This window comes from Lentilactobacillus kefiri (genome assembly GCF_007989105.1).
GTDB classification, from domain to species: Bacteria; Bacillota; Bacilli; order Lactobacillales; family Lactobacillaceae; genus Lentilactobacillus; species Lentilactobacillus kefiri.
The window spans coordinates 18,355-41,924 of record NZ_BJVK01000009.1; the positions used below are offsets into that span (position 1 = coordinate 18,355).

Annotated in this window: 23 protein-coding genes; 8 read left to right on the plus strand and 15 right to left on the minus strand. The window is 42.3% G+C overall.

Annotated features, from left to right (window positions below; genetic code table 11):
• Positions 1 to 91 precede the first annotated feature (91 nt).
• The 13 genes from LKE01_RS04840 to uidA all read right to left on the minus strand — a co-directional run bounded on the left by LKE01_RS04840 (position 92) and on the right by uidA (position 12,042).
• On the minus strand, positions 92 to 796 hold the full coding sequence (locus LKE01_RS04840; protein WP_054769136.1) for an amino acid ABC transporter permease: 705 nt from the start codon (positions 794 to 796) through the stop codon (positions 92 to 94).
• A gap of 15 nt (positions 797 to 811) precedes the next feature.
• Entirely contained in the window at positions 812 to 1,450 is a 639-nt protein-coding gene (locus tag LKE01_RS04845; protein WP_054769135.1) for an amino acid ABC transporter permease, read from the minus strand.
• Positions 1,447 to 2,277 (minus strand): transporter substrate-binding domain-containing protein, encoded by an 831-nt coding sequence (locus LKE01_RS04850; protein WP_056982004.1) that lies wholly within the window; start codon positions 2,275 to 2,277, stop codon positions 1,447 to 1,449. The genes LKE01_RS04845 and LKE01_RS04850 overlap by 4 nt, the downstream gene beginning before the upstream one ends.
• Before the next feature lie 26 nt (positions 2,278 to 2,303).
• Positions 2,304 to 3,044: an amino acid ABC transporter ATP-binding protein gene (locus tag LKE01_RS04855; RefSeq protein WP_056982005.1), complete on the minus strand. Its 741-nt coding sequence runs from the start codon at positions 3,042 to 3,044 to the stop codon at positions 2,304 to 2,306.
• Positions 3,045 to 3,513: 469 nt separating this feature from the next.
• Entirely contained in the window at positions 3,514 to 4,182 is a 669-nt protein-coding gene (locus LKE01_RS04860) for a type 1 glutamine amidotransferase (protein ID WP_056982006.1), read from the minus strand.
• Positions 4,183 to 4,198: 16 nt separating this feature from the next.
• On the minus strand, positions 4,199 to 5,023 hold the full coding sequence (locus LKE01_RS04865) for a DUF6681 family protein (protein ID WP_054769133.1): 825 nt from the start codon (positions 5,021 to 5,023) through the stop codon (positions 4,199 to 4,201).
• Positions 5,023 to 5,649, minus strand: a complete 627-nt coding sequence (locus tag LKE01_RS04870) for a hypothetical protein (RefSeq protein ID WP_056982007.1) — start codon at positions 5,647 to 5,649, stop codon at positions 5,023 to 5,025. The genes LKE01_RS04865 and LKE01_RS04870 overlap by 1 nt, the downstream gene beginning before the upstream one ends.
• A 74-nt stretch (positions 5,650 to 5,723) precedes the next feature.
• Positions 5,724 to 6,167 carry a Fur family transcriptional regulator gene (locus tag LKE01_RS04875; protein ID WP_054769132.1) on the minus strand — a complete coding sequence of 148 codons (444 nt, stop codon included), beginning with the start codon at positions 6,165 to 6,167 and terminating at the stop codon, positions 5,724 to 5,726.
• An 80-nt stretch (positions 6,168 to 6,247) separates the two neighbouring features.
• Entirely contained in the window at positions 6,248 to 6,805 is a 558-nt protein-coding gene (locus LKE01_RS04880) for a guanylate kinase (RefSeq protein ID WP_056982008.1), read from the minus strand.
• Between the two features lie 3 nt (positions 6,806 to 6,808).
• Complete coding sequence (locus LKE01_RS04885) at positions 6,809 to 7,237, minus strand: bis(5'-nucleosyl)-tetraphosphatase (protein WP_056982014.1); 429 nt, start codon at positions 7,235 to 7,237, stop codon at positions 6,809 to 6,811.
• A 14-nt stretch (positions 7,238 to 7,251) separates the two neighbouring features.
• Positions 7,252 to 8,391 (minus strand): cation:proton antiporter, encoded by a 1,140-nt coding sequence (locus tag LKE01_RS04890; protein WP_056982023.1) that lies wholly within the window; start codon positions 8,389 to 8,391, stop codon positions 7,252 to 7,254.
• 278 nt (positions 8,392 to 8,669) lie between these two features.
• The gene (locus LKE01_RS04895; protein ID WP_054769131.1) at positions 8,670 to 10,121 is read right to left on the minus strand and encodes an MFS transporter; all 1,452 of its coding nucleotides are present in this window, start codon (positions 10,119 to 10,121) and stop codon (positions 8,670 to 8,672) included.
• Positions 10,122 to 10,227: 106 nt separating this feature from the next.
• A complete protein-coding gene (uidA, locus tag LKE01_RS04900; protein ID WP_056982029.1) occupies positions 10,228 to 12,042 on the minus strand; it encodes a beta-glucuronidase in 1,815 nt (604 codons plus the stop codon).
• A gap of 154 nt (positions 12,043 to 12,196) precedes the next feature.
• On the opposite strand from uidA, the gene LKE01_RS04905 reads away from it, so the two are divergent.
• The 6 genes from LKE01_RS04905 (at position 12,197) to LKE01_RS04930 (ending at position 19,629) form a co-directional block, all read left to right on the plus strand.
• Positions 12,197 to 13,426 (plus strand): AraC family transcriptional regulator, encoded by a 1,230-nt coding sequence (locus LKE01_RS04905; protein ID WP_054769130.1) that lies wholly within the window; start codon positions 12,197 to 12,199, stop codon positions 13,424 to 13,426.
• Between the two features lie 39 nt (positions 13,427 to 13,465).
• Positions 13,466 to 15,901 (plus strand): Xaa-Pro dipeptidyl-peptidase, encoded by a 2,436-nt coding sequence (locus tag LKE01_RS04910; RefSeq protein WP_056982036.1) that lies wholly within the window; start codon positions 13,466 to 13,468, stop codon positions 15,899 to 15,901.
• A gap of 45 nt (positions 15,902 to 15,946) precedes the next feature.
• A complete protein-coding gene (locus LKE01_RS04915) occupies positions 15,947 to 16,858 on the plus strand; it encodes a proline-specific peptidase family protein (protein WP_056982045.1) in 912 nt (303 codons plus the stop codon).
• Between the two features lie 189 nt (positions 16,859 to 17,047).
• A complete protein-coding gene (locus tag LKE01_RS04920; protein ID WP_054769129.1) occupies positions 17,048 to 17,416 on the plus strand; it encodes a cupredoxin domain-containing protein in 369 nt (122 codons plus the stop codon).
• Positions 17,417 to 17,431: 15 nt separating this feature from the next.
• Positions 17,432 to 17,704, plus strand: coding sequence for a cupredoxin domain-containing protein (locus LKE01_RS04925; protein ID WP_054769128.1), 273 nt, complete (start codon positions 17,432 to 17,434; stop codon positions 17,702 to 17,704).
• Positions 17,704 to 19,629, plus strand: a complete 1,926-nt coding sequence (locus LKE01_RS04930) for a copper-translocating P-type ATPase (RefSeq protein ID WP_082619734.1) — start codon at positions 17,704 to 17,706, stop codon at positions 19,627 to 19,629. Before LKE01_RS04925 ends, LKE01_RS04930 begins: the two co-directional genes overlap by 1 nt.
• A gap of 98 nt (positions 19,630 to 19,727) precedes the next feature.
• Here the strand turns inward: LKE01_RS04930 and LKE01_RS04935 are convergent, their stop codons facing one another.
• Positions 19,728 to 20,471, minus strand: coding sequence for a sulfite exporter TauE/SafE family protein (locus LKE01_RS04935; protein WP_056982059.1), 744 nt, complete (start codon positions 20,469 to 20,471; stop codon positions 19,728 to 19,730).
• Between the two features lie 334 nt (positions 20,472 to 20,805).
• Positions 20,806 to 22,380 (minus strand): ABC-F family ATP-binding cassette domain-containing protein, encoded by a 1,575-nt coding sequence (locus LKE01_RS04940; protein ID WP_491015927.1) that lies wholly within the window; start codon positions 22,378 to 22,380, stop codon positions 20,806 to 20,808.
• Between the two features lie 139 nt (positions 22,381 to 22,519).
• Here LKE01_RS04940 and LKE01_RS04945 point away from each other — a divergent pair, with 139 nt between their 5' ends.
• Both LKE01_RS04945 and LKE01_RS04950 read left to right on the plus strand, forming a co-directional pair.
• Positions 22,520 to 22,873: a VOC family protein gene (locus LKE01_RS04945; protein ID WP_056982070.1), complete on the plus strand. Its 354-nt coding sequence runs from the start codon at positions 22,520 to 22,522 to the stop codon at positions 22,871 to 22,873.
• On the plus strand, positions 22,874 to 23,548 hold the full coding sequence (locus LKE01_RS04950) for a CPBP family intramembrane glutamic endopeptidase (protein ID WP_056982072.1): 675 nt from the start codon (positions 22,874 to 22,876) through the stop codon (positions 23,546 to 23,548). It begins immediately after the preceding gene.
• Positions 23,549 to 23,570: the final 22 nt, after the last annotated feature.

Below are 23,570 nucleotides of genomic sequence, written 5' to 3' on the forward strand. Positions count from 1 at the left end.
CACACTGAATTAATCAATAAAGAGGTTTGCCTCAACCATTTCAATAATGGCTGAAGCAAACCTCTTTATTTTAACTATCTATTCAATGATTCTATCTTTCGACACTTTGAACAACTTCTTCAACTTCACCCGACTTCTTGGCAGTGCCAAGTCTGTGGTCGAGGTATTGAGAAAGCAGTGACAGTGAGTAACACACGATAAAGTACATGACGGCCAATGCCAGGAACATTGGAATCGTGTAGTTGGTGTTTTGCCCATAAATGATTTGCGCGTGGTTCATCAAATCAGGCAGCACAATGATTGTGGCCAATGATGTATCCTTAACCAAGGAAATAAATTGACTAACAATCGCTGGAATCATGTTCTTAATCGCTTGAGGCAAAATGATGTATCTCAATGCCTGCCAATAAGTCATTCCCGTTGATCGGGCACCTTCCATTTGACCCACTGGAATTGAAACAATTCCGGCACGGACAATTTCGGCGACCATCGCCGACTCAAAGACGGCCATCGCAATGACTGACGCCCAAATTGGATCCGGCTTGAAGCCGATATTTGGCAACCCAAAGTAGGTAAAGAAGATAATCAGAATCAATGGTAAGTTCCGAATAATATCGATCACAAAGCCAACGATCGCTGATAAATATTTAATTTGAACATATCTGATAATTCCTAAAATTATCCCGAATATGTAACTCAGAATAATCGAACAAACGGAAACCAGGACAGTAACCCAAGCCCCTTCAAGAAGGAACCTGATGTTAATCCATGAATAAGCACCTAAGACTGTTAACATATCTCGATTCCTCCTTTATGCCAATTTCTTTTCAAGATAACGCATGTAATAACTCAACGGCAAAGTCAAAATCAGATATAGAACACCGACACACAAGTAAGTGCTCATACTTTGCAATGAATCAGAAGCAATGACGTTACCTTGATACATCAAATCAAATCCGGCAACAAAGGCTAAGACAGACGAGTTCTTAACCAAGTTGATGAACTGGTTGCCCAGTGGTGGAATAACGTATCTAAATGCTTGCGGTAAGACGATGTAACGCATCGCCTGCCAGAAACTTAATCCATTGGCACGAGCGCCTTCCATTTGTCCGGGATCAACTGATTGAATACCTGAACGAACGGTTTCGGCGATAAATGCTGAAGAGTATAAAATCAACCCGATTGTCCCTGAAACAAAACCACTGATTTCCACAACGTACATTGGAATAACAACGTAGAAGAACATCGTAATAACCAGCAATGGAATGTTTCGGAATACCTCAATATAAACTTTAGCGATAATTCTTAAAAACTTGTTAGGCACAACTTCCAAAATGGCAAATCCTGAACCAATGATCAGGGCGAAAATCAATGCAATAATACTGCAGAGAAGCGTTTGACCCAAGCCATACAGGAGCGCACCACCATAATTTTGAAAAATACTTATCATCGTTCTGCCCCCTTAAAGTCAAATCCTTTAACTTTGTGGAACCATTTGTAGAGAAGCTTGTTGTACTGGCCGGATTGTTCAACCTTGGTCAACGCGTTGTTCATGGCATCCCTAAACTTGCCTTGGCCTTTGTCAACCGCAATTCCATAAGGTTCTTTGGTGAATGTCCCACCAACAACCGAATAACCTGGGTTTTCAATTGACATACCATAAAGAATACCGTTATCAGTCGTTAACGCTTGACCCTGACCAGACTTCAATGCAGTTAACGCTTGAGAATAATCGGTTAACTGAAGCACCTTGGCTTTCGGCGCAAACTTCTTAATATTTTGAACTGAGTTGGAACCAACAACTCCAAGAACGACATCGCCATTCTTGTTTAAATCTCTAACGTTTTTGATTGGACTGCCGTTCTTAACAAGGATCGCTTGTCCGGCATCAAAGTATGAACGAGAAAAGTCAACTTGTTTTGCCCGCTCCGGCGTGATGGTCATGGTTGCCATGATGGCATCGATATTACCATTTCTCAACAGCGGCATCCGGGTCTGACTGGTAACTTGAATAAAGCGGGCTTTGCCATCCTTACCCAGGATTTGCTTGGTCATCGCTTTTGCCAGGTCAATTTCAAATCCTTTAATCTTATTGTCTCGTACATCCATCAAACCGAAGAGCTTGGTATCGGCTTTAACACCCCAAGTAATCGTCTTGGTCTGTTTGTCATCACGCAACACATTTTTCTGGGATGCGGAACTCGAACAGGCGCTTAAAGAGACGACCATTAAGAGCAGGGTTAACAATAACCCAATTCTTGATATGATCTTTTTCATGACGCAACCTCCAAATAATGAAATTTTTAATGTGTAATGATTTTTCCAAGGAATTGTCGTGCACGCTCATTGGAGGGTTCACCATCAAAGAATTTTTCACTGGAATCGTCTTCCAAAATTCTGCCGTCATCCATAAAGATAACTCGGTTGGCAACTTCACGGGCAAATCCCATTTCGTGGGTAACAACCAACATTGTCATATCGGAATCTTGCGCAATTTCTTTCATAACGTTCAAAACATCATCAATCATTTCAGGATCCAACGCACTGGTTGGCTCATCAAACAATAGGCACTTTGGCTTCATGGCCAATGAACGGGCGATGGCGATACGCTGTTGCTGACCACCTGATAATTGAGCAGGTAATTTATTAGCTTGGCTTTGAAGACCAACCTGATCCAACAATTGCATTGCCAACTCTTTATTTTCCTTTTCAGGACGTTTCAAAACAATTCGTGGTGCCAACATAATGTTTTCAAGAACTGTCTTATTTGCATACAAATTAAAATGCTGGAACACCATGCCGACGTTCTTACGGATCCGGTTAACATCCGTTTTCTTATTAGCCAAATCCTGCCCGTTGACGATTAACTTACCCTTTTGAATGGGTTCAAGTCCATTAACCGTTCGAATCAATGTCGATTTACCAGAACCTGAAGGACCAATTAAAACAACCGTTTCACCGGCTTCAATCTTTAAATTGATGTCCTTTAATGCATGGAAATCGCCATAATACTTTTGTACGTCTTGAAATTCGATCATTGCCATGTCATTTTCCTCCAATGCTTTAGGCTAATTATTAAAATTGCCTAAGAATGTTACTACATCCATGATATGTTAAAAATTTTGATAGGTCAAAAAAATGTTCCAAAAAGTTTGGCCTCATGTTACATTTTCTTCCAATCGCCAAGTCAAGCAACCATGCGAACTGTTGCCCCCACGCATCATAAATGTATATTTTTGGGTAATTACTTAATTATAATTCACAAACCATGAAAAAGGAAACCCTAAGTTGCATAAAATTTAATTTAATGTTCATTTTGAGTGCGAAAAATGAGAATGTAAATGGCAAAAAGGAAGAGAGTGGGACAAAAGGCGTTTTGATCCCAGAATTTATGTTCTTAAATGGCCGGGATCAGCCGATTGATCCATGTTTTAGCAAAGTAATATGCCATTACAAAAAAAGAGGATGAGGCAAAAGCATACACTTTTGTCCCATCCTCTTACAATTAAAAAGCTATTTTTCTGAAATATAATCAAGAATCTGAAACATCACATTCTTATTTTCTGCTGGAACTTGGCGTGCTAAAATCTCATCAGCCGTTTGATGAAGAACCGAGCCTTTAATATACGGGAAATCGTTGACCACCATTTCTCGGACATTGTCTTCCTTGGGTTCGAAATGAAACTGTAAGCCGACAACCTGATGATTTAAAACAAAACCCTGGTTAGCCAGATTATCACTGGAAAATAAAAGATCAGCGTTTTTTGGCATTTCAAACATATCTTCGTGCCAGTGCAACGCAGTCAGCTGACTCGGCAAACCGGGAATAACTTCGGACTTCCGGTACACCGGTGCCCAGCCGACTTCTTTAGCGGGGCCTTTGGACACTGAGCATCCCAGTGTTTTTGCAATTTGCTGGGCCCCAAAGCAGGCACCAAAAATGGGTGTGCCATTATCAAGCAGTTCCTTAATCAAGTCCCGTTCTTGTTGGATCCACGGTAAATCATCGTTGGGACTCATTGGTCCTCCGAGAACAACTAACATATCCGTCTGTTCGACGGTGGGCAAATGTCCAAATTGATATGGATGATAAATATACATTGTGTGGCCCTTTGCGTGAGCCCAATCCTGAATCGAACCGGGTCCTTCATTTGGGGTGTGCTGCAAAACGTTGATTCTCATGATAATTCCCTTTCACTTACATCTTCTTGTAAGCAACCATTGCTCTTAATTTATAATCTTGAGGGTCCTCGATAACACCGGCACGGCCAATTTGTTTGTACGGGCCGCCAACCAATGTCACGGATGCCAAATACAGCTTAACGTGGGTTAAATCCAGTGAACTGACTGATTGAAGTCCAACCCGTCTAATTTCACCGACCGGATAAGTTTCCGCTTGATTTAAGCCACAGTAAACAACCAGCGATGCGCCCTGACGCTTCATTTCGAAGTATGGAAGTAAGACACCCTTGCCAATTGCATAAACCGGCTTACCGTTAACCTTCAACAATTCAAAGATTTTCCGGTCGCTCATTCCGTTATAGTCGGCATGAAACAGCTGCTGTTGTTCCATTTGAGCGACAAGCCGGTCAACGTTAGCCTGTTGAGTGGGGCTGACTTCGATTTTTGCCGGCAGCAAATGCTGGTCGTCAAATAATCCATTAGTAGGAACATTACGTGTTTCAGGGATCACCGTTGTGCCCATTTTTGAATCAACCTGGGTTTCTTGAGAATGCTCCTGAATATGCAGTGTCTTGGCCAATTTTGGTGAAATATCAAACCACGGCTGTTTCTTCGTAAAGTAATAGAAGAAGTTGCAAACAGTGAAGTACATCAAAATAATGGCCACCAGCAATAACAGAATGCCTTTGGTGAACATCTGATTATGCAGGAATCTGAAGCTGACGTAGAACAAATAGATATCGCCAAAGAATCCAAGGACCGTGTAAATTCGGCTTTTAAGGGTAACGTTAATATTAAAGTACCCCAGGTAGTGGTTAACCATGTCCAAAAAACTAAACATTAGTTACTCCCCTCCCCTGAATTACCGGTAACGACATCCGCATCAGCGTTGGCATTCGTGTTGGTATTATTTTTTTGAGTCGTCGTATCATTGGTGCCAGACGTCGTATTACTGCTGTCACTATTGGTCTGGGTATTTGAATTGGAATTCGTGTCACCATTAGTATTATTGGTGCCACCACCAGTCGTTGTCCCTTTGTTGGTCGAGGTTCCCTTATTGGTTGTCCCGCCATTTGTAGTGGACTTGTTTGTATCCGTATTCGTGTTGGTGTTGTCATTGGTATCGTTGTCGGTTGTCTGGTCACTAGATGAATCGGCGTTCTTTTCACTCTCAGCTTTTTCAGACGAAGCTTTGGCTGCAGATGATTCTTCAGCCGCCTTTTTCTTCTCAGATTCTTCTTTTGCCTTTTCCGCTTTGTCTTTGGCATCAGAATCTTTATCTTTGTCCTTATTCTTCTTGCCATAAATTGAGTCCGAAATTTTCTTTTGATGGGTCGTTTGAGTGGTCCTAGGGGTTCCTTCATTGGTGGACGTCACATTATTGACCACAACGTTGGTAGCGCCAAGTGCCAAAGAAATGGACAGAATTGCAAACGGCGTGATTAATGGTGGAATTCTATTATCCATTCAAAAAACTTCCTTACTAAAATTTTGTAGCCTCAATTATCGCACAATAATCTGAAGGAATTCTAAATAATTCGTTAATTATTCATTAAGTTGGCACATTGTGGGCACAGGCCATAGATCTGGAACAGATGACCCGTAACTTTGCAGCCGGCTAACTGGTTGGTGATTTCAGGGCTTAATGGACAGTCCTTAAGCTCAATCACCTTGCCACAGTTACTGCAGATAAAGTGATGGTGATGCTCGTGTTGAAAATCACACTGGAACTTAACGGAAGCCCGATCGCCCTGGACTTGTCGTTCAACAATCCCGAGATTGGCAAATTCGGAAATGTTGCGATAAATCGTGTTGTGACTCATTTTGGGAAATGTTTTCCGCATGAAATCATCAATGCTGGTCACTTCTACGAATTTATGCGTTGCAGTTCCCACCAGAAATTCAATCATGGCCCGACGTTGTTTTGTGATCTTAAAATTATTTTCTTTTAAAACTTGAGTAGCTTGTTCAATTGATTCAGGCATACTGGTCACCTCTAATAAGTAATAATTACTGTTTATTGCATACTACCATAATCCCCGTGCGGCAACAACCAAACGGTCGTCTAGTGCTGATACTTTTCGACGATCTCATCAATCCGGCGGCGGGTTTGATTCAAATCATGGTTGATGACTTTATAGGCTTTTTCCTGCAATTCATACGGCATTTCCAAATCACGATTGTATTCCTTGCTGCTGATCCGTTTGGCAACCATTTCCGCATTGTCGCCACGGCCCTGCATGCGTCGTTGAAGTTCATGAGTATCTCCGACCTGTAGAAAAATGATGACAGCCTTATCACCCAACTTTTTCTTATATGTAATCGCTCCTGCCGTGTCCAAGACAATTGTAGCGAACGGTGATTTTTCCCAGGCATTTTCAAGGCCTTCATAAGACGAGCCATAATAATGGCCGGCGTAGTGGACTGATTCCAAGAAGTGATTGTCAAAAAAAGACTTATCATCTTCGAAATAATAGTCGACTCCGTCTCGTTCGTTAGCCCGCGGCGGTCTGGTGGTATGGGTAATTACCCGTGCCATTTTATATTTATCATGTAAGTAGTCACGTACGGTTGTCTTGCCGCTGCCGGCTGCTCCCGTAATGACAAACACTCGATTTTTCATCGCTTAGTCCTCAATATTTTCTTTATCACGAATGTATTCATCGGCACTTTTGAGTAGTTGACGCAAGTTATCGTAGGTCAACTTTTTGTAGGCATCTTCGTAATCAAACCAACCAAAAGAATTGATTTCTTCGTCCTGCTTGCGCACTTTAACTTCTGGTGCAACCCGGCTGACGTAGAAAGTCACGTCTTTGTGGTGGCCATTCTTCATATCATATTCAACTTTTTGCTTAAAATTCGAGTCAATTTGAGTTTTTAAGTTGGTTTCTTCCCGAATTTCCCGAACGGCAGTTTGAATCAAATTTTCGTTCGGCTCAACATGACCTTTAGGCAGCCCCCAGAAGTCTGACGTTGCACTTTGCAATAACAGATACCAAATCTTACCATCTCTAATTTGATAAACAACTGCTCCACTTGCATATTCAGTAACCATATTAACTCTCCCCTTTATACCTTCATCGTTTTCTTAAGTAACAGCGGTGCCACAATCGTTGACAGGACAATGACAATAATAATCTCCGAGTAAAGATTCTTGGCCATCAGGTTGGCTGACAACCCAATCTGGGCGATGATCAATGCCATTTCACCCCGAGATACCATTCCGGAACCGACGATAAATGCACTGCTCCAATTCATTTTGGTCATCCAAGCACCAAGCGCACCACCAAATAGCTTCGTGGCAATCGCCAAGAGCGTCATGATAATAATGAAGCCTAAATTTTTAATGACGTTATTAAATTCCATGTCCAATCCGATGCTGACAAAGAAGATTGGAATAAAGAACGTGTATCCAACCGAACTGACACTGCTGGAAATTTCAGACTGAAATTTAGTCTGAGAAACGGCAACCCCGGCAAAGAATGCACCGACTACCGAGCTTAATCCCAGTGCGTCCGCCGACCAAGCCATTGTTAAACAAAGTGCCAATGACGTGATGGCAACCGATCCGTGAACCGGCAAGCGTTCTGCCACCCGTAAAATGACCGGCACTACCCATTTGACCAAGATGATCACAACTAAAAAATAGATCAATTGATAGATGGTTGCAACTAATAAATTAGAGGAACCTCCGCCACCAACGCCAAATGAGCTGACGAAAATACTCAGCAGGACAACGGCGATAATATCATCAACCACCGCGGCTCCCAAGATAGTCGCCCCTTCTTTGGTGTTCAGCTTCTTAAATTCCCGAAGAACTTCGACACTAATTGAAACGGATGTTGCGGCAAAAATAACGCCCCAGAATATTGAACGTTCAAAACCCTGGCCCATTATTTCACCATAGATGTAAAAGGTTGCCATCGGGGAAAGAACCCCGATCGCCGCAACACTGATGGCCGGCTTGAAATATTTTTTTAACAGATCAAGGTCACTTTCAATTCCGGCAATAAACATTAAAATAATCACGCCGATTTCTGCTCCGGCGTGCATTAATTCCGTATTGTGAAGGACCCCGAGAATTCCCGGTCCCAAAATAACTCCGGCAATTAATTGACCAATCACGGCAGGCATCCCCAAACGTTGACTGATCGCAGCCGCTAGTAATGTTGCAATTAAAATTAACGCAATTTGACCCACAAACGCCATGTAAAAACCCTTTCTATAATTGAAGAAACTTCCTTAATCGACTTTTATATGTTGCACTAATCTTAACATATGAATGAGGCGGGTTCTAATTAGAAAACGATAAATTCAGGGATCCAATTGATTCGTTGTTGAGGAGATAAAAACCAGCTTTTCTTTTAGTGTCGTTTCTAAGATGGAATATAAAGTTGCAAATAAAATAATCCAAACACACTGTGTGCAAAAAAGGTCCTCAAACGATGAACGCTGAGAACCTTTTGTTTTTTACCTTCTATTTCTGTTTACCCCTGTGGATGATTGATGACACCTGCATCGGTCGTCTCTGCTTCCAATGATCCCAGAATCACATTTCCTTCACTATTATCTGATTCCTCATCCATTTTCTGGACAGCTTTTTGTTCTTCCAACTCTTTCACAATGGCATCATGTTTCTCATCGGTCAAATCGTATCCAAAGTAAAATACCAAACATGAGATTGCGCTAGCAATTGCGGGAATCAAGAAGTAAACGGCACTGATTCCTGAAATTGTGGAAGCTGATTGCTGCTGGTTGGCAACGTAACCTGTCATTGTCAGTGCTAGGCCTGGAATAAAACCAGCCACACCTTGCGCAATTTTACGAACAAAACTGTACCCGGAATAAATAATACCTTCGGAACGAATACCAGTTTGAAGCTGTCCATATTCAATCACGTCATTAACAAATGCAAAGGCAACTGTGCCACTGAACCCCAAGAACATGTATGAAATAGTGTTTACGACCAAATATGGAACAACTTGACGGCCGGTCACAAAGAAGTTCACAAGTTCCGCAATGATAAAACCAATCGTAGCGTAAATGGCAACGTTCTTCTTACCAATTTTCTTTACCAAAGGAGTTGCAAAGATCACGGCGGGGATAATTGACAATGCACTTAACAAACTCACAAGACTTACCAAGCCAACCTGTCCCAAGACGTATTGGAAGTAGTAAAGTTGGATACCCATTTTGAGGAACATCGAACCAACACTTAAAATTGTAAAAATTGAGAGAATGATGAAAGGCCGATTGGTTAGTAAACCTTTGATTGATTTGACGCCATCCCCCTTCTTACGTGGGGTATGATCAATTATCCGCTCGTGGGTTCCGGTATAACAAAGAATTTGAGAAATCACCCCAGCTGCGGCAAAAAGCGCAACAGTACTAATATACCCAATTTTTGGAGTGGCAAAGATTGCTACCATGGGAATAACCACTGCACCAGTTAATAAAGCTGCCATTTGACCAGTCAAATTCCGTGCAGCAGCCAATGAAGTCCGATCACCCGAATCCATTGTCATAGCTGCTGCTAAAGATCCATAAGGAATATTTACGACTGAGTAAAAGAATCCCATGATGTTATACGTCACAAAGGCGTAAACAATTCGACCGGTTTCACTAAAGTTTGGCGTAATAAAACAGGCAACCGTGGCAATTCCCAAGAATAGCAATCCATATAGAATGTATGGCCGGAATTTACCGCGTTTGGAAATGTGCTTTCGAGAATCTACGAATGCACCCACACTTGTGTCAACAAACGCATCAAAGAATTTGGCAATCAGAAATATTAAGCCTCCCCAATATGCAGGAATTTGCAGTACGTCCGTATAAAACTTCAATAAGAACAGCTGAGCAAATTGAAACATTAACCCATTTCCCAAGTCACCAAGCCCATACGCAACCTTTTCGCCCATTTTTAACTTTTCCGATTTCATTGTTAGTTCCTCCTTTAAACCTATCAGGGTTCTTGTTAAGCGCTTCCATTTTTGCAATAAAAAACCGGTCCGCGCGGAATCACGTGTTCCGGTTCAAATAATCACACTATTTCTTTTTATAATCAAAGTTGGGAATGTTTGTCCATCGATTCTTCAAGTAGCGCACAACCATCTTCGGCTCACGGGAGCGAGTGAAGATTCCCTTCTTGTTCCCTTGAACACGTTGAATACCGAATTTTGTCTGGAAGTCAGCAAAGTTCCAAAGCTGTTCGCCGACAAAGTGTGGAAATTCATCAAAGACTTTGCTTGCCATCCGATAGTAATCTTCTTGGAACTCTTCGGAAAACGGCTCGTCGTAGTTGCTGTGAAGTCCTGGAATTGTGTCGGCACCATACTCGGTATACATAATTGGTTTATCCGGGAATTTCTCAGAATATTCTTTTAACTCATCACGTGTTGCCCTCTCTGCAGTTTCGAGGTCGCCATTACCAACGTACCAACCGTAATAACGATTCAAAGCAATAACATCAACTAATGAAATGCAATTGTCAGTTTTTGGATTGGCCATCATGATACTCGTGTATGTGCATGGACGCTTTTGGGGATCTAGTTCATGCGCTTCATCAAACAATGGTTTGAAGTATTCATAAGCACCCTTGGAAAATGTTGCAGCTTCATTGGCAATCGACCACATGGCAACACAAGCATGATTCTTGTCACGATCGATAATCTCTTTGATGACCTGTCTATGAGCTTCAGCCGTCTTTAATTTGGTCCAAGTATCGTCTTGGTAGTCGTCGCTTTCAAGCATTGAAACATCAAATCCAAAGCTTGTCATCAAGCCAACAGCAGGTGTTTCGTCAATCACAACAATTCCTTCTCGGTCACACAAGCGCATCATTTCTTCTGAATATGGATAATGGGAAGTTCGGAACGAGTTTGCCCCCATATCTTTCATCAAGTGAATGTCCAATACGTTCACGGGTTCATTAAAGCCACGTCCATGGACATACGAATCTTCATGCTTACCAAATCCTTTGAAGTAAAATGGCTTGCCATTAATCAAGAATTGGGCATTTTTCACTTCAATTTTTCTGACACCAAATTCTTCCGAGTAAGTATCAACGACTTCTCCATTTTCAATCGCATCAACTTTTGCAGTATAGAGATAAGCATGCAGCGGTTGCCACAAATGGGCATCAACAATTTGTAATGTCTGATCAACACCGGTTCCACTGGCAACTTGAACACCATCTTGGTTCAACAATGTAACCTTAACCTCATCAAAATGACCTTCGGTTGCAACCTTGATATGAATATCCGCGTTGGATTTTTCCAAGTCAACATCGGGAACCACAGTAATGTCACCAATGTAATCTTTGGGAGTTGAATAAATTTTGACAGGTCTTTGTAATCCGGCGTAATTGAAGAAATCAAAGTTTTCGTCAACGTGACGCTGAATATGCCCATCTTTATCTCTGGTTTCTGAATAATTTCCAACAGGCAAAGTCGTGTAATCAAGAATGTTACTCAATTTAACAGTTAAACGGTTGTTACTATCTTTTAAATAATCGTTGATTTCAACCTCAAACGGTGTAAAGCCGCCCTTATGATGGGTAATTTCTTTCCCGTTTAGATAAACCCATGCTTCATGAGTGGCCGATCCAAATCGCAAAACCAACCTTTGGCTTCGTAATGGCTTAGCGATATCAAAGTTGGTTTCACACCAAACAAATCCATTATGTTCACGAATCTTTTTGGAAGCCGTTTGGTCATTGAACGATGCTGGAACTGATATCACATCTTCAATTGGTAATGGCTTTTTCGGATCGATAGGGTTAATTTCTTCATCGATCATAAACTTCCATAGGCCTGATAAGTCCAATAATGTTCTGCTGGGTGTTGTAAGTGGATATAACATTTTTAATTTCCTCCATTTGGCTAGTAATCTTTAAATTATTTCTTTTCAATGTCTTTACTATAGGCTAGAATCAAGATAGATGCTTATCCTATTTTTACATTTGTATCACTTTAATGACTTTTTATGTAACCGCTAACAAAAAGAAGAATTGCTTATGCTAACGAACAATTATGGTTCAACTGCTGATTTGATCCATTCTCTAACCCATATTGACATCATGGTTCTTGAAGCCAGTGGTCATCCGATGTTTAAGATTCAGGAGAATTGGTTACCAGAATTCCAGCAATCTTCAAAGCTGCAGACAATATTCACTTACGCGCAAAAGTATCAATATCCGGACTACTTTACCTACACCGACCCGGGACAACTCAACTACGTGACTCTCAAGCTACCCACCTCGGCAATTAAACAGCCAGTTGTGATACTCGGCCCATTTCTGACAACTGCATTTACGATTGATGAGGTGAATGACATTATCGCTGAAAATGGCTATAACATTAGTGAGCGCAGTCAATTAGAGCAGTTCTACCAAAGCTTACCGGTGCTTTCATCGACCCAAATCAATGATCTGGGGACGTTACTGGTGAATTTATTTTCCAAACCTTTGGTTCCAGCAACGCAGGGAGCTAAACTCATTAGTAATAATCCACCAACTCCCAAGGCGGGTAAAATCATTGACACGGAACATCAGCAGCAAATTGTAAACAACTATTTAAATGAAGAAAAGATCACCAATGCGATTGCATCGGGAAATGAAGTCGCCGTCAGACAATTAAGCCAAACGATGACTAAAATATTTGATTCTTTTTCAAATCGGATTCCCAATAAACCACTTCGATCATCTAAAAATATCTGTTTTGTGTTCAACACAATCTGCAGAATTGCCGCCCATAAAGGTGGGGTGCATCCCCTTTACCTAAATGACATTTCCGAAAAATATGCCCTATTGATTGAGAAACAGGTTAACTTACAGGGGCTCCACACGTTGGTCGTTTCAATGACGGATGAGTACTGTAAGTTGGTTCAACAAGTTTCCACCAACGACTTTTCGCCGATGATCAAACGGGCAGCAGACTATATTTTATTAAACCTTGGCCATCCCATTGTTTTAGATAAAATTGCCGAGTCAATCGGGACTAATCCATCCTATCTTTCCAGAAAATTTAAACAGGAAGCCGGGTTGACGATAACCGAATATATCAATACCCATCGGATTAAGGAAGCTAAGCAGTACCTGAGTAGCAGTCAGCCATCTATTACCGACATTGCCATGATGGTCGGATTTAACGATTTAAATTACTTCATCAGGGTATTTAAGAAAGTGACGGGTAAAACGCCATCACAATTTCGCCGCAAGACAACCGGTGCACCGGCTTCAAAGTAATGTATAATAGCGATAACAATCATTTCAGGAGGCTATTACATGAAAATCAATCAGTTTGCTTATGTTCCTACTAGTCACGAAAAGATCGTTCAAGAACTTGCAGATATCCATTTTCTCACTTCAAGAACCAAGAAAATGGCCGATCCGGTGATGTTGTACCGGCAATTATTACTCAAGTTCTTCATTGAAAAACAAAGTTTGGCTACCCGGATTCAAAAAGTGTCTAATTTGATGGCAACTCCCAAGCTCAATGCTTATGAGTACACCACCCAATCGGACTCGGTATCCAAATTAGCTTTCTATAATGTAGCTCTACAGTTGCTGGGATTTGAAGTCGGCTTGGATTTTGAGCTGACCGATCCATTTAAAGCAATGAAGGAATTCCATCTGCCAACTGCCATTGTTGATGACACCCTGGACCGCAACCAGGTCATTGACGCCTGGTATAAATTACTTAATACCCGCACAAAATTTGGTCAAACTTTAATCGACTACTTAGCAGGCCAGGGCTACTATCACCAATTTTTCAGAACGAATGACTTAAAGCGGCCATTGATTTTTAACGGCAAAGCTCAAGCGGTCTCCGATACCAGCAAGCTGATTCATGACGTCGTTTACGTTGAGGCCCCGCTGGATACCGATCATGACGGTAAACGTGATCTATTGAAGGCCGAAATCATTCGTCCTGCCGATACCGAAGATGGGATGAAGGTCCCGGTTGTCTTCACTGAAAGCCCCTATGATCAAGGAACCAACGATAAACAAGCTGACGCTCTCACCCATGATGTCAATAAAGAAAAATTAACCCGCAAAGAACCCAATGATTTGACCTACGACGATATCAAGTTCGATTATGATAACTCCAACCTTCCAGCTCCCCGTGAAGTCAAGGAAACCAGCAAATCAGCCGAAGAGTCATTCGTTAAGACATGGACGTACTCATTAAACGACTATTTCCTGGCTCGCGGTTTTGCGGTTGTCTACTCATCAGGTGTTGGAACTAAAGATTCCGATGGTGTCCGGACAACTGGAACCCCTGATGAAACACTGAGTGCCACCTCAATTATCGAATGGCTGCATGGCGATCGTCATGCATTTACCAATCGAAACGACCAAATCGGTATCGAAGCATGGTGGTCCAACGGCAACGTCGGCATGACCGGCCGTTCATACTTGGCCACTCTTGCCACGGCTTCTGCCTTAACCGGGGTTAAAGGATTAAAGACAGCCGTTGTTGAAGCCGGCATTTCAAATTACTACGATTATTATCGTGAAAACGGTCTTGTCGTTGCTCCCGGCGGCTTCCAAGGTGAAGATGCCGACGTTCTGGGTGAATTAACATTCAGCCGTGAACAATCAGCTGCAGACTATCTAAAAATCAAAGACACTTGGCTGGATCAACTCAAGAAGCTGACAAGCGGCCAAGACCGAAAGACCGGCAGTTACAACAGTTTCTGGGACAACCGGAACCTGCTTAAAGACGTGAATGTTAAGGCCGATTTGATGTTGGTCCACGGCTTAAATGACTGGAACGTCAAGCTGTCACACGTTTACAATCTCCGCAATACTTTGAAGAATGAAAATATTACCCAAAAATTAGTTCTCCACCAAGGACAGCACGAGTATTTGAACAATTTCCGTTCAGTTGATTTCACGGATATGGTCAACCTTTGGCTAACCAACAAATTGTTGGATGTTGATAACCAAGCCAACAAAGTGCTTCCGGATGTTTTGGTTCAAGATAACGCCGAACCCGAAACATGGACGACTTACAAGGATTGGGGTGGTGATGCTGACGTCAATAACATTTCACTAAATGACGGCCGCTTTACCAACCTTAACGAAAACCACGTCTTCAGCGACAAGTTACCGGATGATTTGTTTAATGAATACATTGACAACACCAAGAAATGGCAAAAGGCACTCTTTACCAAGAACCACTCCAAGTTAGACAAGCACGCGATTAAATTAGTTTCACAACCGTTAGATCGGGATATTACAGTTGATGGTCGGGCAAAGATCACTCTGCTGGCTGCAAGCAGTGCCGATCTCGGTTTACTAAGTGCCGCTTTGGTGGACTACGGTGATGAAAAACGTCTGACGGCCGTTCCTCAAGTTCTTTCGGCCCAAAAGATCATTACCGGTTATCAATGGCGCAAGGATGATTTGAAAGAATTCCTGCCAGAGAAGCAAGTTACCGCGTACAAGAAATTTACCGACTGCCACATGAACATGCAAAATCGAACCAATAATTACAAATCAGACGATTTAAAGCCTGGCCAGTATTATAATTTCACAATGGCCTTTCAACCAACCTTCTGGCGCTTGCTTAAAGGCCATCAATTAGGGATTATCATTTACGCAACCGATATGGATTACACCATCCGCAGTAACCAGGACATCTCATATACATTTGATCTTGGTGCCTCAAAAATTAAGCTTCCCCTACTGCCTTTCGATGATAATCAACAGTAAATGTGATATGCTTTTTATAAATAATAATAAGGATAGGTGATTTTGATGAAACAGGGAACAAAGATCATTACTTTGGATAATGGCTATCACTTATGGACCAATACCCAAGGAACCGGTGACATTCATTTGTTGGCATTACACGGTGGACCCGGCGGTGAACATGAATATTGGGAAGACGCTGCCAAGCAATTGAAGAAGCAAGGCTTGGACGTTCAGGTAACCATGTACGATCAATTGGGTTCATGGTATTCAGACAGTCCTGACTTCAGCGATCCAAAGAACCGCAAGGATATCTTGAACTACGACTACTTCTTAAATGAAGTGGATGAAGTTCGTGAAAAGCTCGGTTTGGACAACTTCTATCTGATTGGCCAATCATGGGGTGGATTACTGGTTCAAGAGTACGCTGCCAAATTTGGTCAACACTTGAAAGGTGCTATTATTTCTTCAATGGTTGATCGAATCGATGATTACACCAAGCACTTGGAACAAGTTCGTGAAAAAGCCTTGACCCCTGAGCAAGTTGCCTACATGAAGGACTGCGAAGCCAAAGGCGATTACGACAATGACAAATATCAATCATACGTTGATATTTTGAACAAAGGTTACATTGACCGTAAACAACCTTCAAAGCTTTCACATTTGATCGACGTTACCAACACCGATATCTACGGTGCCTTCCAAGGTGATAACGAATTCGTTGTTACCGGAAAGTTAGCTGAATGGAACTTCACCGACCATTTGAAGGACATCAAGGTTCCTACCCTGGTTACCTTTGGTGAACATGAAACTATGCCTATCGAAACCGGTAAGCGAATGGCTAAGATGATTCCAAACGCCAAGTTCGTTTCAACTCCAGAAGGCGGTCACCATCACATGATCGATAATCCGGATGTTTACTATGATCATCTGGCAACCTTTATTCGTCAGGTGGAAGCAGGTACGTTTAATAAATAATAGTCACATAGTCGTTTGAACAATAAATAGTTGGGATTCAACCTCGTTAAAACCGGCATTAAGCTAGTCTTTAACCAGATTGAATCCCATCTTTTTGCTTTTTAAGTTGACAGATGTAAACTTCAGAGATATGATAATCACAGTTAAAGTTTACACATGTAAACTTAAAGAAGAAATGGAGATGTCGTTTTGAAATTAATTGTATTGATTATCGGACTTTCAATCATCGGATTTATTGGTTGGTGGTTCTTTGGTAAACATGAAGTTGCCGAAGAAAGTGCTGAAGTCGCAGATGATCGTCAAGTGGTCAACGTTGAGGTCAAAGGTGGTTACTCACCCGAAGTCGTGATCCTGAAAAAAGGGGTTCCCGCCACGCTGAATTTTACCCGAAAGGATTCATCATCCTGTTTGGATCGAGTAGTCTTTTCAGACTTTGGCGTCAATCAAGCACTTCCCCAAAATGAAAAGCAGTCAGTCGAAATCGACACAAGTAAGCCCGGCGAATACCAATGGGCATGTGGAATGGATATGTTCCACGGTAAGTTGGTTATCAAATAATTGGAGGAATTCATTATGAATGAAAATAAACAAATAGTTAACGTAACAGTTGCCGGTGGCTATGAACCATCAGTCGTTAAATTAAAGAAAGGCGTCCCCGCCGAAATCAATTTTAAGCGAACCAACGCCCAGGGTTGTTTAGATGTCGTTCATTCAAATGATCTTGGCTTCTCCGAGGAACTCCCACTCAACGTTACCAAGACCGTTCAGGTACCAACGGATCAATCCGGCCAATTCACATTCAGTTGTGGAATGGACATGTTCAGTGGAAAAGTTGAGGTGGAATGATGAGTATTACAAAACGTTTTTGGATTTCATTGGTATTTTCCCTACCAATGTTACTCGAAATGATTCTCAAACTCTTCGGCTGGATGATGCCGGGTGGTGAGTGGACCATGTTTGCCTTAACAACGGTCGTCATGATCGTTGCTGCCGGCCCATTCCTACAGAGTGCCTGGTCATCATTTAAAAAGCACCATTCCAATATGGACACCTTGGTTGCCATCGGGACCACAACCGCATACGTTTACAGCATCTATGCAATGGCAACCCATCAAGCAGTCTTCTTTGAAAGTGCCGCCTTTGTGACGACTTTTGTCCTATTGGGTCAGGTCTTCGAAGAGCGGATGCGCAATAATGCATCCAATGCCGTTGAAAAATTGGTTAACCTTCAAGCAAAGGATGCTGAAGTCATCCGTGATGGCAAAGTTGTGAAGCTGCCGGTTTCTCAGATTGTCGTTGGCGATGAGATTAAGGTTCGTCCTGGTGAGAAGATTGCCGTTGATGGTCAGATTGTCAGTGGATCCTCAACCATCGACGAATCCATGATTACTGGTGAAAGCATGCCGGTTGAGAAAAAGATTGGTGATTCAGTCGTTGGTGCCACGGTTAACGGGACTGGAACGTTCACCTTCAAAGCCAGCAAAGTTGGTAAAAACACGATGTTGTCACAAATCGTTGAGCTGGTTAAAAAGGCCCAAAATAGTCATGCCCCAATTCAGGGATTAACGGATAAGGTATCAGAAATCTTCGTTCCACTGGTATTGATGATTGCCATTTTGACCTTCTTGATTTGGTATGTCTTTATTGGTGCCAGCGTTGCCAGCTCACTGATTTTTGCAGTGTCCGTCGTCGTAATTGCCTGCCCATGTGCACTGGGGCTTGCAACCCCAACCGCATTGATGGTTGGAACCGGCCGCAGTGCCCGGATGGGAATCCTCATCAAAAATGGTGAGGTCTTGGAAGCCGTAAACGATGTTAAAACCGTCATCTTCGACAAAACTGGAACCATTACCGTTGGAAAACCACAAGTAACCGATATCGTCGGTGATAATGAAAAGGTCTTGGCAATTGCCGCCAGCTTGGAACAATCTTCCGAGCATCCCCTGGCAGCTGCGATTATCAAGAAAGCTAAAGATGCCGGAATCTCACTCACCCCTTCACATGATTTCAAAGCCATCGAAGGAAAAGGCATTCAAGCAGTTGTTGAAGGCGAAACATCATTTGTCGGTAACGATAAATTGCTCAATGATGTCAGCGTTAGTGCTAGTCTGAGATCAACTATGATCACCCTCCAGCATGAAGCCAAAACAGTTGTCTTCGTTGGCCAAGGTGATGAAATCATTGGCTTAATTGCGATTCAAGATACGCCAAAGCCAACTTCAAAAGACGCCATCTCTGCTTTGAAGTCTCAAGGATTGAAGACCGTCATGCTGACCGGTGATAATCATGCGGTGGCTCAGGCCGTTGCCGATCAGGTTGGCATTGACCAGGTGGTTGCTGACGTATTACCCGCAGACAAAGCAGAACAGGTCAAGAAGTTTCAGGAATCCGGTAAAGTTGCCTTTGTCGGTGATGGTATCAACGACGCCCCTGCTTTAAGTACCGCTGATGTTGGAATTGCCATGGGATCAGGAACTGATATTGCCATTGAATCCGGTGGCATTGTCCTGGTTAAAAATGATCTTAGAGATGTCTACAAGGCATTGGAGTTGAGCAAAAAGACGTTCAATCGAATCAAGCTCAATTTATTCTGGGCCTTCGTATACAATGTCTTGGGAATCCCAGTAGCTGCCGGTGTCTTTTACTTCATCGGCTTGGCACTCAGTCCTGAATTGGCCGGCCTGGCAATGGCATTAAGTTCATTGTCAGTTGTTACCAGTTCAGTCCTATTGAATCGAACAAAGATTACGCCAAGTGCTGAAGTCGCTTAGGCAGACTTAACTGAAAATGATTTCTCAATATAAAAAGGTTGATCATAAGTGAAAAACTTATGGTCAACCTTTTTTCTGTTCAATCATTTCATAAATAATTACAAATAAGCCTGATACCCCAACACAATGGCCAAGACAACAGCAAATATCCCCACTGCCCGCTTAATGACTGTGGATGGAATATATCTCACGATGATTGGGCCAATATAACCGCCGGTAAACAAGCCAATCAGTAGCGGAATGATGACTCGCCAATCAATTGGAATCGTGCAGATAAACATGATTGCGGCCACGATGTTGTTGCAAAATGATGCGAAATTTCGCATTGAATTATAAATTGCATAGTTTTCATGAACGATTTTGGATAGCACCGCAATCATCAAGAGTCCAGACGCAGCACCAAAATACCCGGCATAAATGCCGACTAAGAATGTACTGAGCCAGCTCACAAAAGTAACCAAGCGAGTGTTAACCGCCTGACGGCCAGCCCGCTTCGGTGTCAAAATCATGATCCCGGCTGCCATGATAAAGACAGGTACAATTTTTTTAAATCCGGAATTGGAACTATGGATCAGAATAATTGCCCCAAACACCCCACCAAGGGTATTTAAGACAGCAATCTGAAATGCTTGTTTCCAGTGACCGTGAAGTTCCCGCAACGATGAGGTAACGGTCCCTAATCCACCACCAACCTGAGCAACCGTAATGGTCGCGTTTGCGGTAATTGGGGCAACGCCAACCGACAGTAAAACCGGATACAGCGTCAAAGATGCCATCCCGACAATCCCGGTCAAAATTCCTGCCAATAAACTCATCAGTACCAAATAAACAATTGAAAGCATCCTTCTCCCCCTCACAGCAACAGCATGTCTGCTCAAGTCGTGCCGACGCTTACTAATAGTTACTTTCATATTAACATTAATTGGCCAAAATTCGGTGCTAAGAACTCATCGGTTATTCATCATGCTGACAAGCTAATGTTGATTGCCAAAAGAAAACGTTTGCATTTATTTTCTTAGACAAACTCAAGGCACTGAACAGTCAGTAGGGGAAAACTTAATATGCCTTGAGTTGTTGGTGCAAATTTATTTTACAATAAGTTAACAGCGTAAATCAAGGATTATTTTTGGTATAAAAAGTCCCACACGGGTTTATTTCCGCATGGGGCTCATTTGATTATCTTTGTGATTCATCCCGGATAACCGGTTTTTCTTTTAAACTTAATTGTTCAACATTCAAGACCTTATCAACCAAGCCGTCGTAAAAACTCGACTCATGGCTGACGATAATCAGGTTGCCGGGGAAACGGTCAAGTGCCCGCTTCAAGGCTTCCTTGGTTTCTTCGTCCAAATGGTTGGTAGGCTCATCCATGATCAGGAAGTTGGTTGGTGTAAATTCCATCATCGCCAACTTGACCTTGGTCTGCTCACCACCGGAAAGCTCGCCAATCGGCTTAATGGCGTTGGCCGCATCCAAACCACACTTGGCAAGTTTAGTCCGGATGGTCCGTTGATTAAGCTTTGGAAACTTGTCGGAAATAATCTGCATAGGGGTCATGCGGTTATTATCCCATTCAAGTTCCTGACTGAAGTAACTGATGTGAGACGATGGCGAAAACTTGGCGGTTCCGCCCTTTGCGGGAATCTTGCCTAAAATCGACTTGATCAAAGTTGATTTACCAACTCCGTTGAAACCGGCAAAGCCGAATTTCTCACCCATCGAAATGGTGAAGGTTACGGGCTTTAATAATGGCTTATTGTATCCAACCGATAAATGATCAACCGTCAAAGCTTCGTGAGAACCAGTTTCTTCATACGGAAAGTTGAAACTTACCTTGATATTAGTTGAAGGCGGATCAATTTTCTCCATATGCGACAGCTTTTTCTCTCGTGATTTGGCCATCGTTGACTTTGAACCAGCCTTGTTCTTACGGATAAAGCGCTCGGCCTTTTCAATTTCAACCTGTTGCTTATCATATTCACGCTGCTGGAACTCTTCACGTTCGGCACGTTGTCTCATGGCCTGCTTGAAGCTGCCACGGTACTTGGTAATCTTACCAAAGGCAACGTTGATGATACAGTTGGTGATCTTTTCCAAGAAATCATAATCATGGGAAACCACCAGTGCTGAACCGGAGAAACCGTTCAAATAATCAACCAGCCAGTCAATCTGGGCTGTATCCAAATAGTTGGTAGGCTCATCAAGCAGGATGACATCAGGATCGGCAAGCAGCATTTTCGCCAAAATAATCTTGGAACGCTGACCACCGGACATCTTTCCAACCAAATGATCTCGGCCGATGTTAACCAAGCCCAAGCCGGTAATGGTCTGTTCAATTCGGGTATCAATGTTATAAAAGTCGCTGGAATCCAAAATATCTTGAAGCTTCCCAGCTCGTTCCAACAATTTGTCATCGGCGGTTTCAGCGTACTTGTTATACAGTGCGTTCAACTGGTCGTTGGTTTTATAAAGGTCGGCAAATGCCGTTCTCAAAAAATCAATGAGGGTAATGTCCTCATCAACGTCGGCATACTGATCCAAATAACCAATTTTGACGTTTTTCTGCCACTTTATATCTCCAGAAAGAGGCAGTTCACTTCCGGTAATGATCTTAATCAGCGTTGATTTTCCAACTCCGTTTTGACCTACCACGCCCATGTGCTCGCCTTTTTCAAGCGTAAATTCGGCATCTTTATACAGATCTTTCTCGGCAAAGCTCATTGAAAGATTTGATACGGATAATAATGGCAAAAAAGTTCACTCCTTAATTAAATCGAATACTACATACATTTTGTTACGTTACTCTTGTTTCCTATTGTAGTCGAACTAATCGTGCGAAGAAAGGCTGAAGGGTTATAATATAAATATCACTTTTAAAGGATGAATAACAATGAATATTAGAGAAATTGAGTATATTACGATCCCCGTATCAGATTTAGAAGCCAGCTTACGCTTTTACCATGAAGTTTTTGATCTTAGAATCGTTGATTTACCAAATGGTGATAAGGGTGCCGACTTGAACAAAATGTTTTTGGATTTTCGTAAGGAAGATACAGTAGATAATCCAATCTCATTTGGCTTAATCGCTAAAGATAAAATGGCCGACATCAAAGCGCACCTGATTAATTATTTTGTCGATATTGTTGACGAACCAACCCAAAAAACTGAAGTAAGGAGAAACGTTAACTCGATTACGATCCTTGATCCCGATAAGAACCGCATTGAGGTTAACGAGTTTAGATAAATGGACAAAACCAGGTATCTCACAACTAAATCACTCCAGATTCTAAAATTCGTGGGATTTCTGGCAGTTTACCTGATCGTCGAATCCGTGTTTGAAATTGCCAGCGACTACATTAAGAATCCCTTGTCGGCCCGTCATCTGCTTGGCTTGTCATTAGTACTGATTGCTGGTGGACTGTCACTAATTGGTTGGCGCTACGGCAAACAGCTCGAGGCAAACAATCCCAGAAAGATTGGCAGAAAGAAGCCGACAGCGAAGCGAATCTCCCAGTTAATCTGGCTGTTTATTTTGATGACACTTGTCCAAATGGCTTGGCAATGGTTAATTGCCAAGCACATTCTCACCATGCCAAGCAACCAGCAGGCGGTCAACGCTGCCCAAATGAAGAACCCAGTACTAAATATTTTCTTTGCCGGTTTTTTGGCACCGATTTTCGAGGAACTGATCTTCAGAGGAATCTTTATGAATTACTTTTTCAATAACGATAATCGGCTGAATAATATTTTGGCCGTTCTTGTCAGCGGAGCGATCTTCGGCTTTGCCCATGAATTAAGTTTTGATTGGACTTGGATCATGTATTCATTGCTGGGCTGCTGCCTGTCATTTGCCTACATGCATTTCAGAGATATTCGCTACAGCATTGCGCTTCACATGATGAATAATTTAATTCCTTAGTTTAAAGGAGGCAGCCATCAAC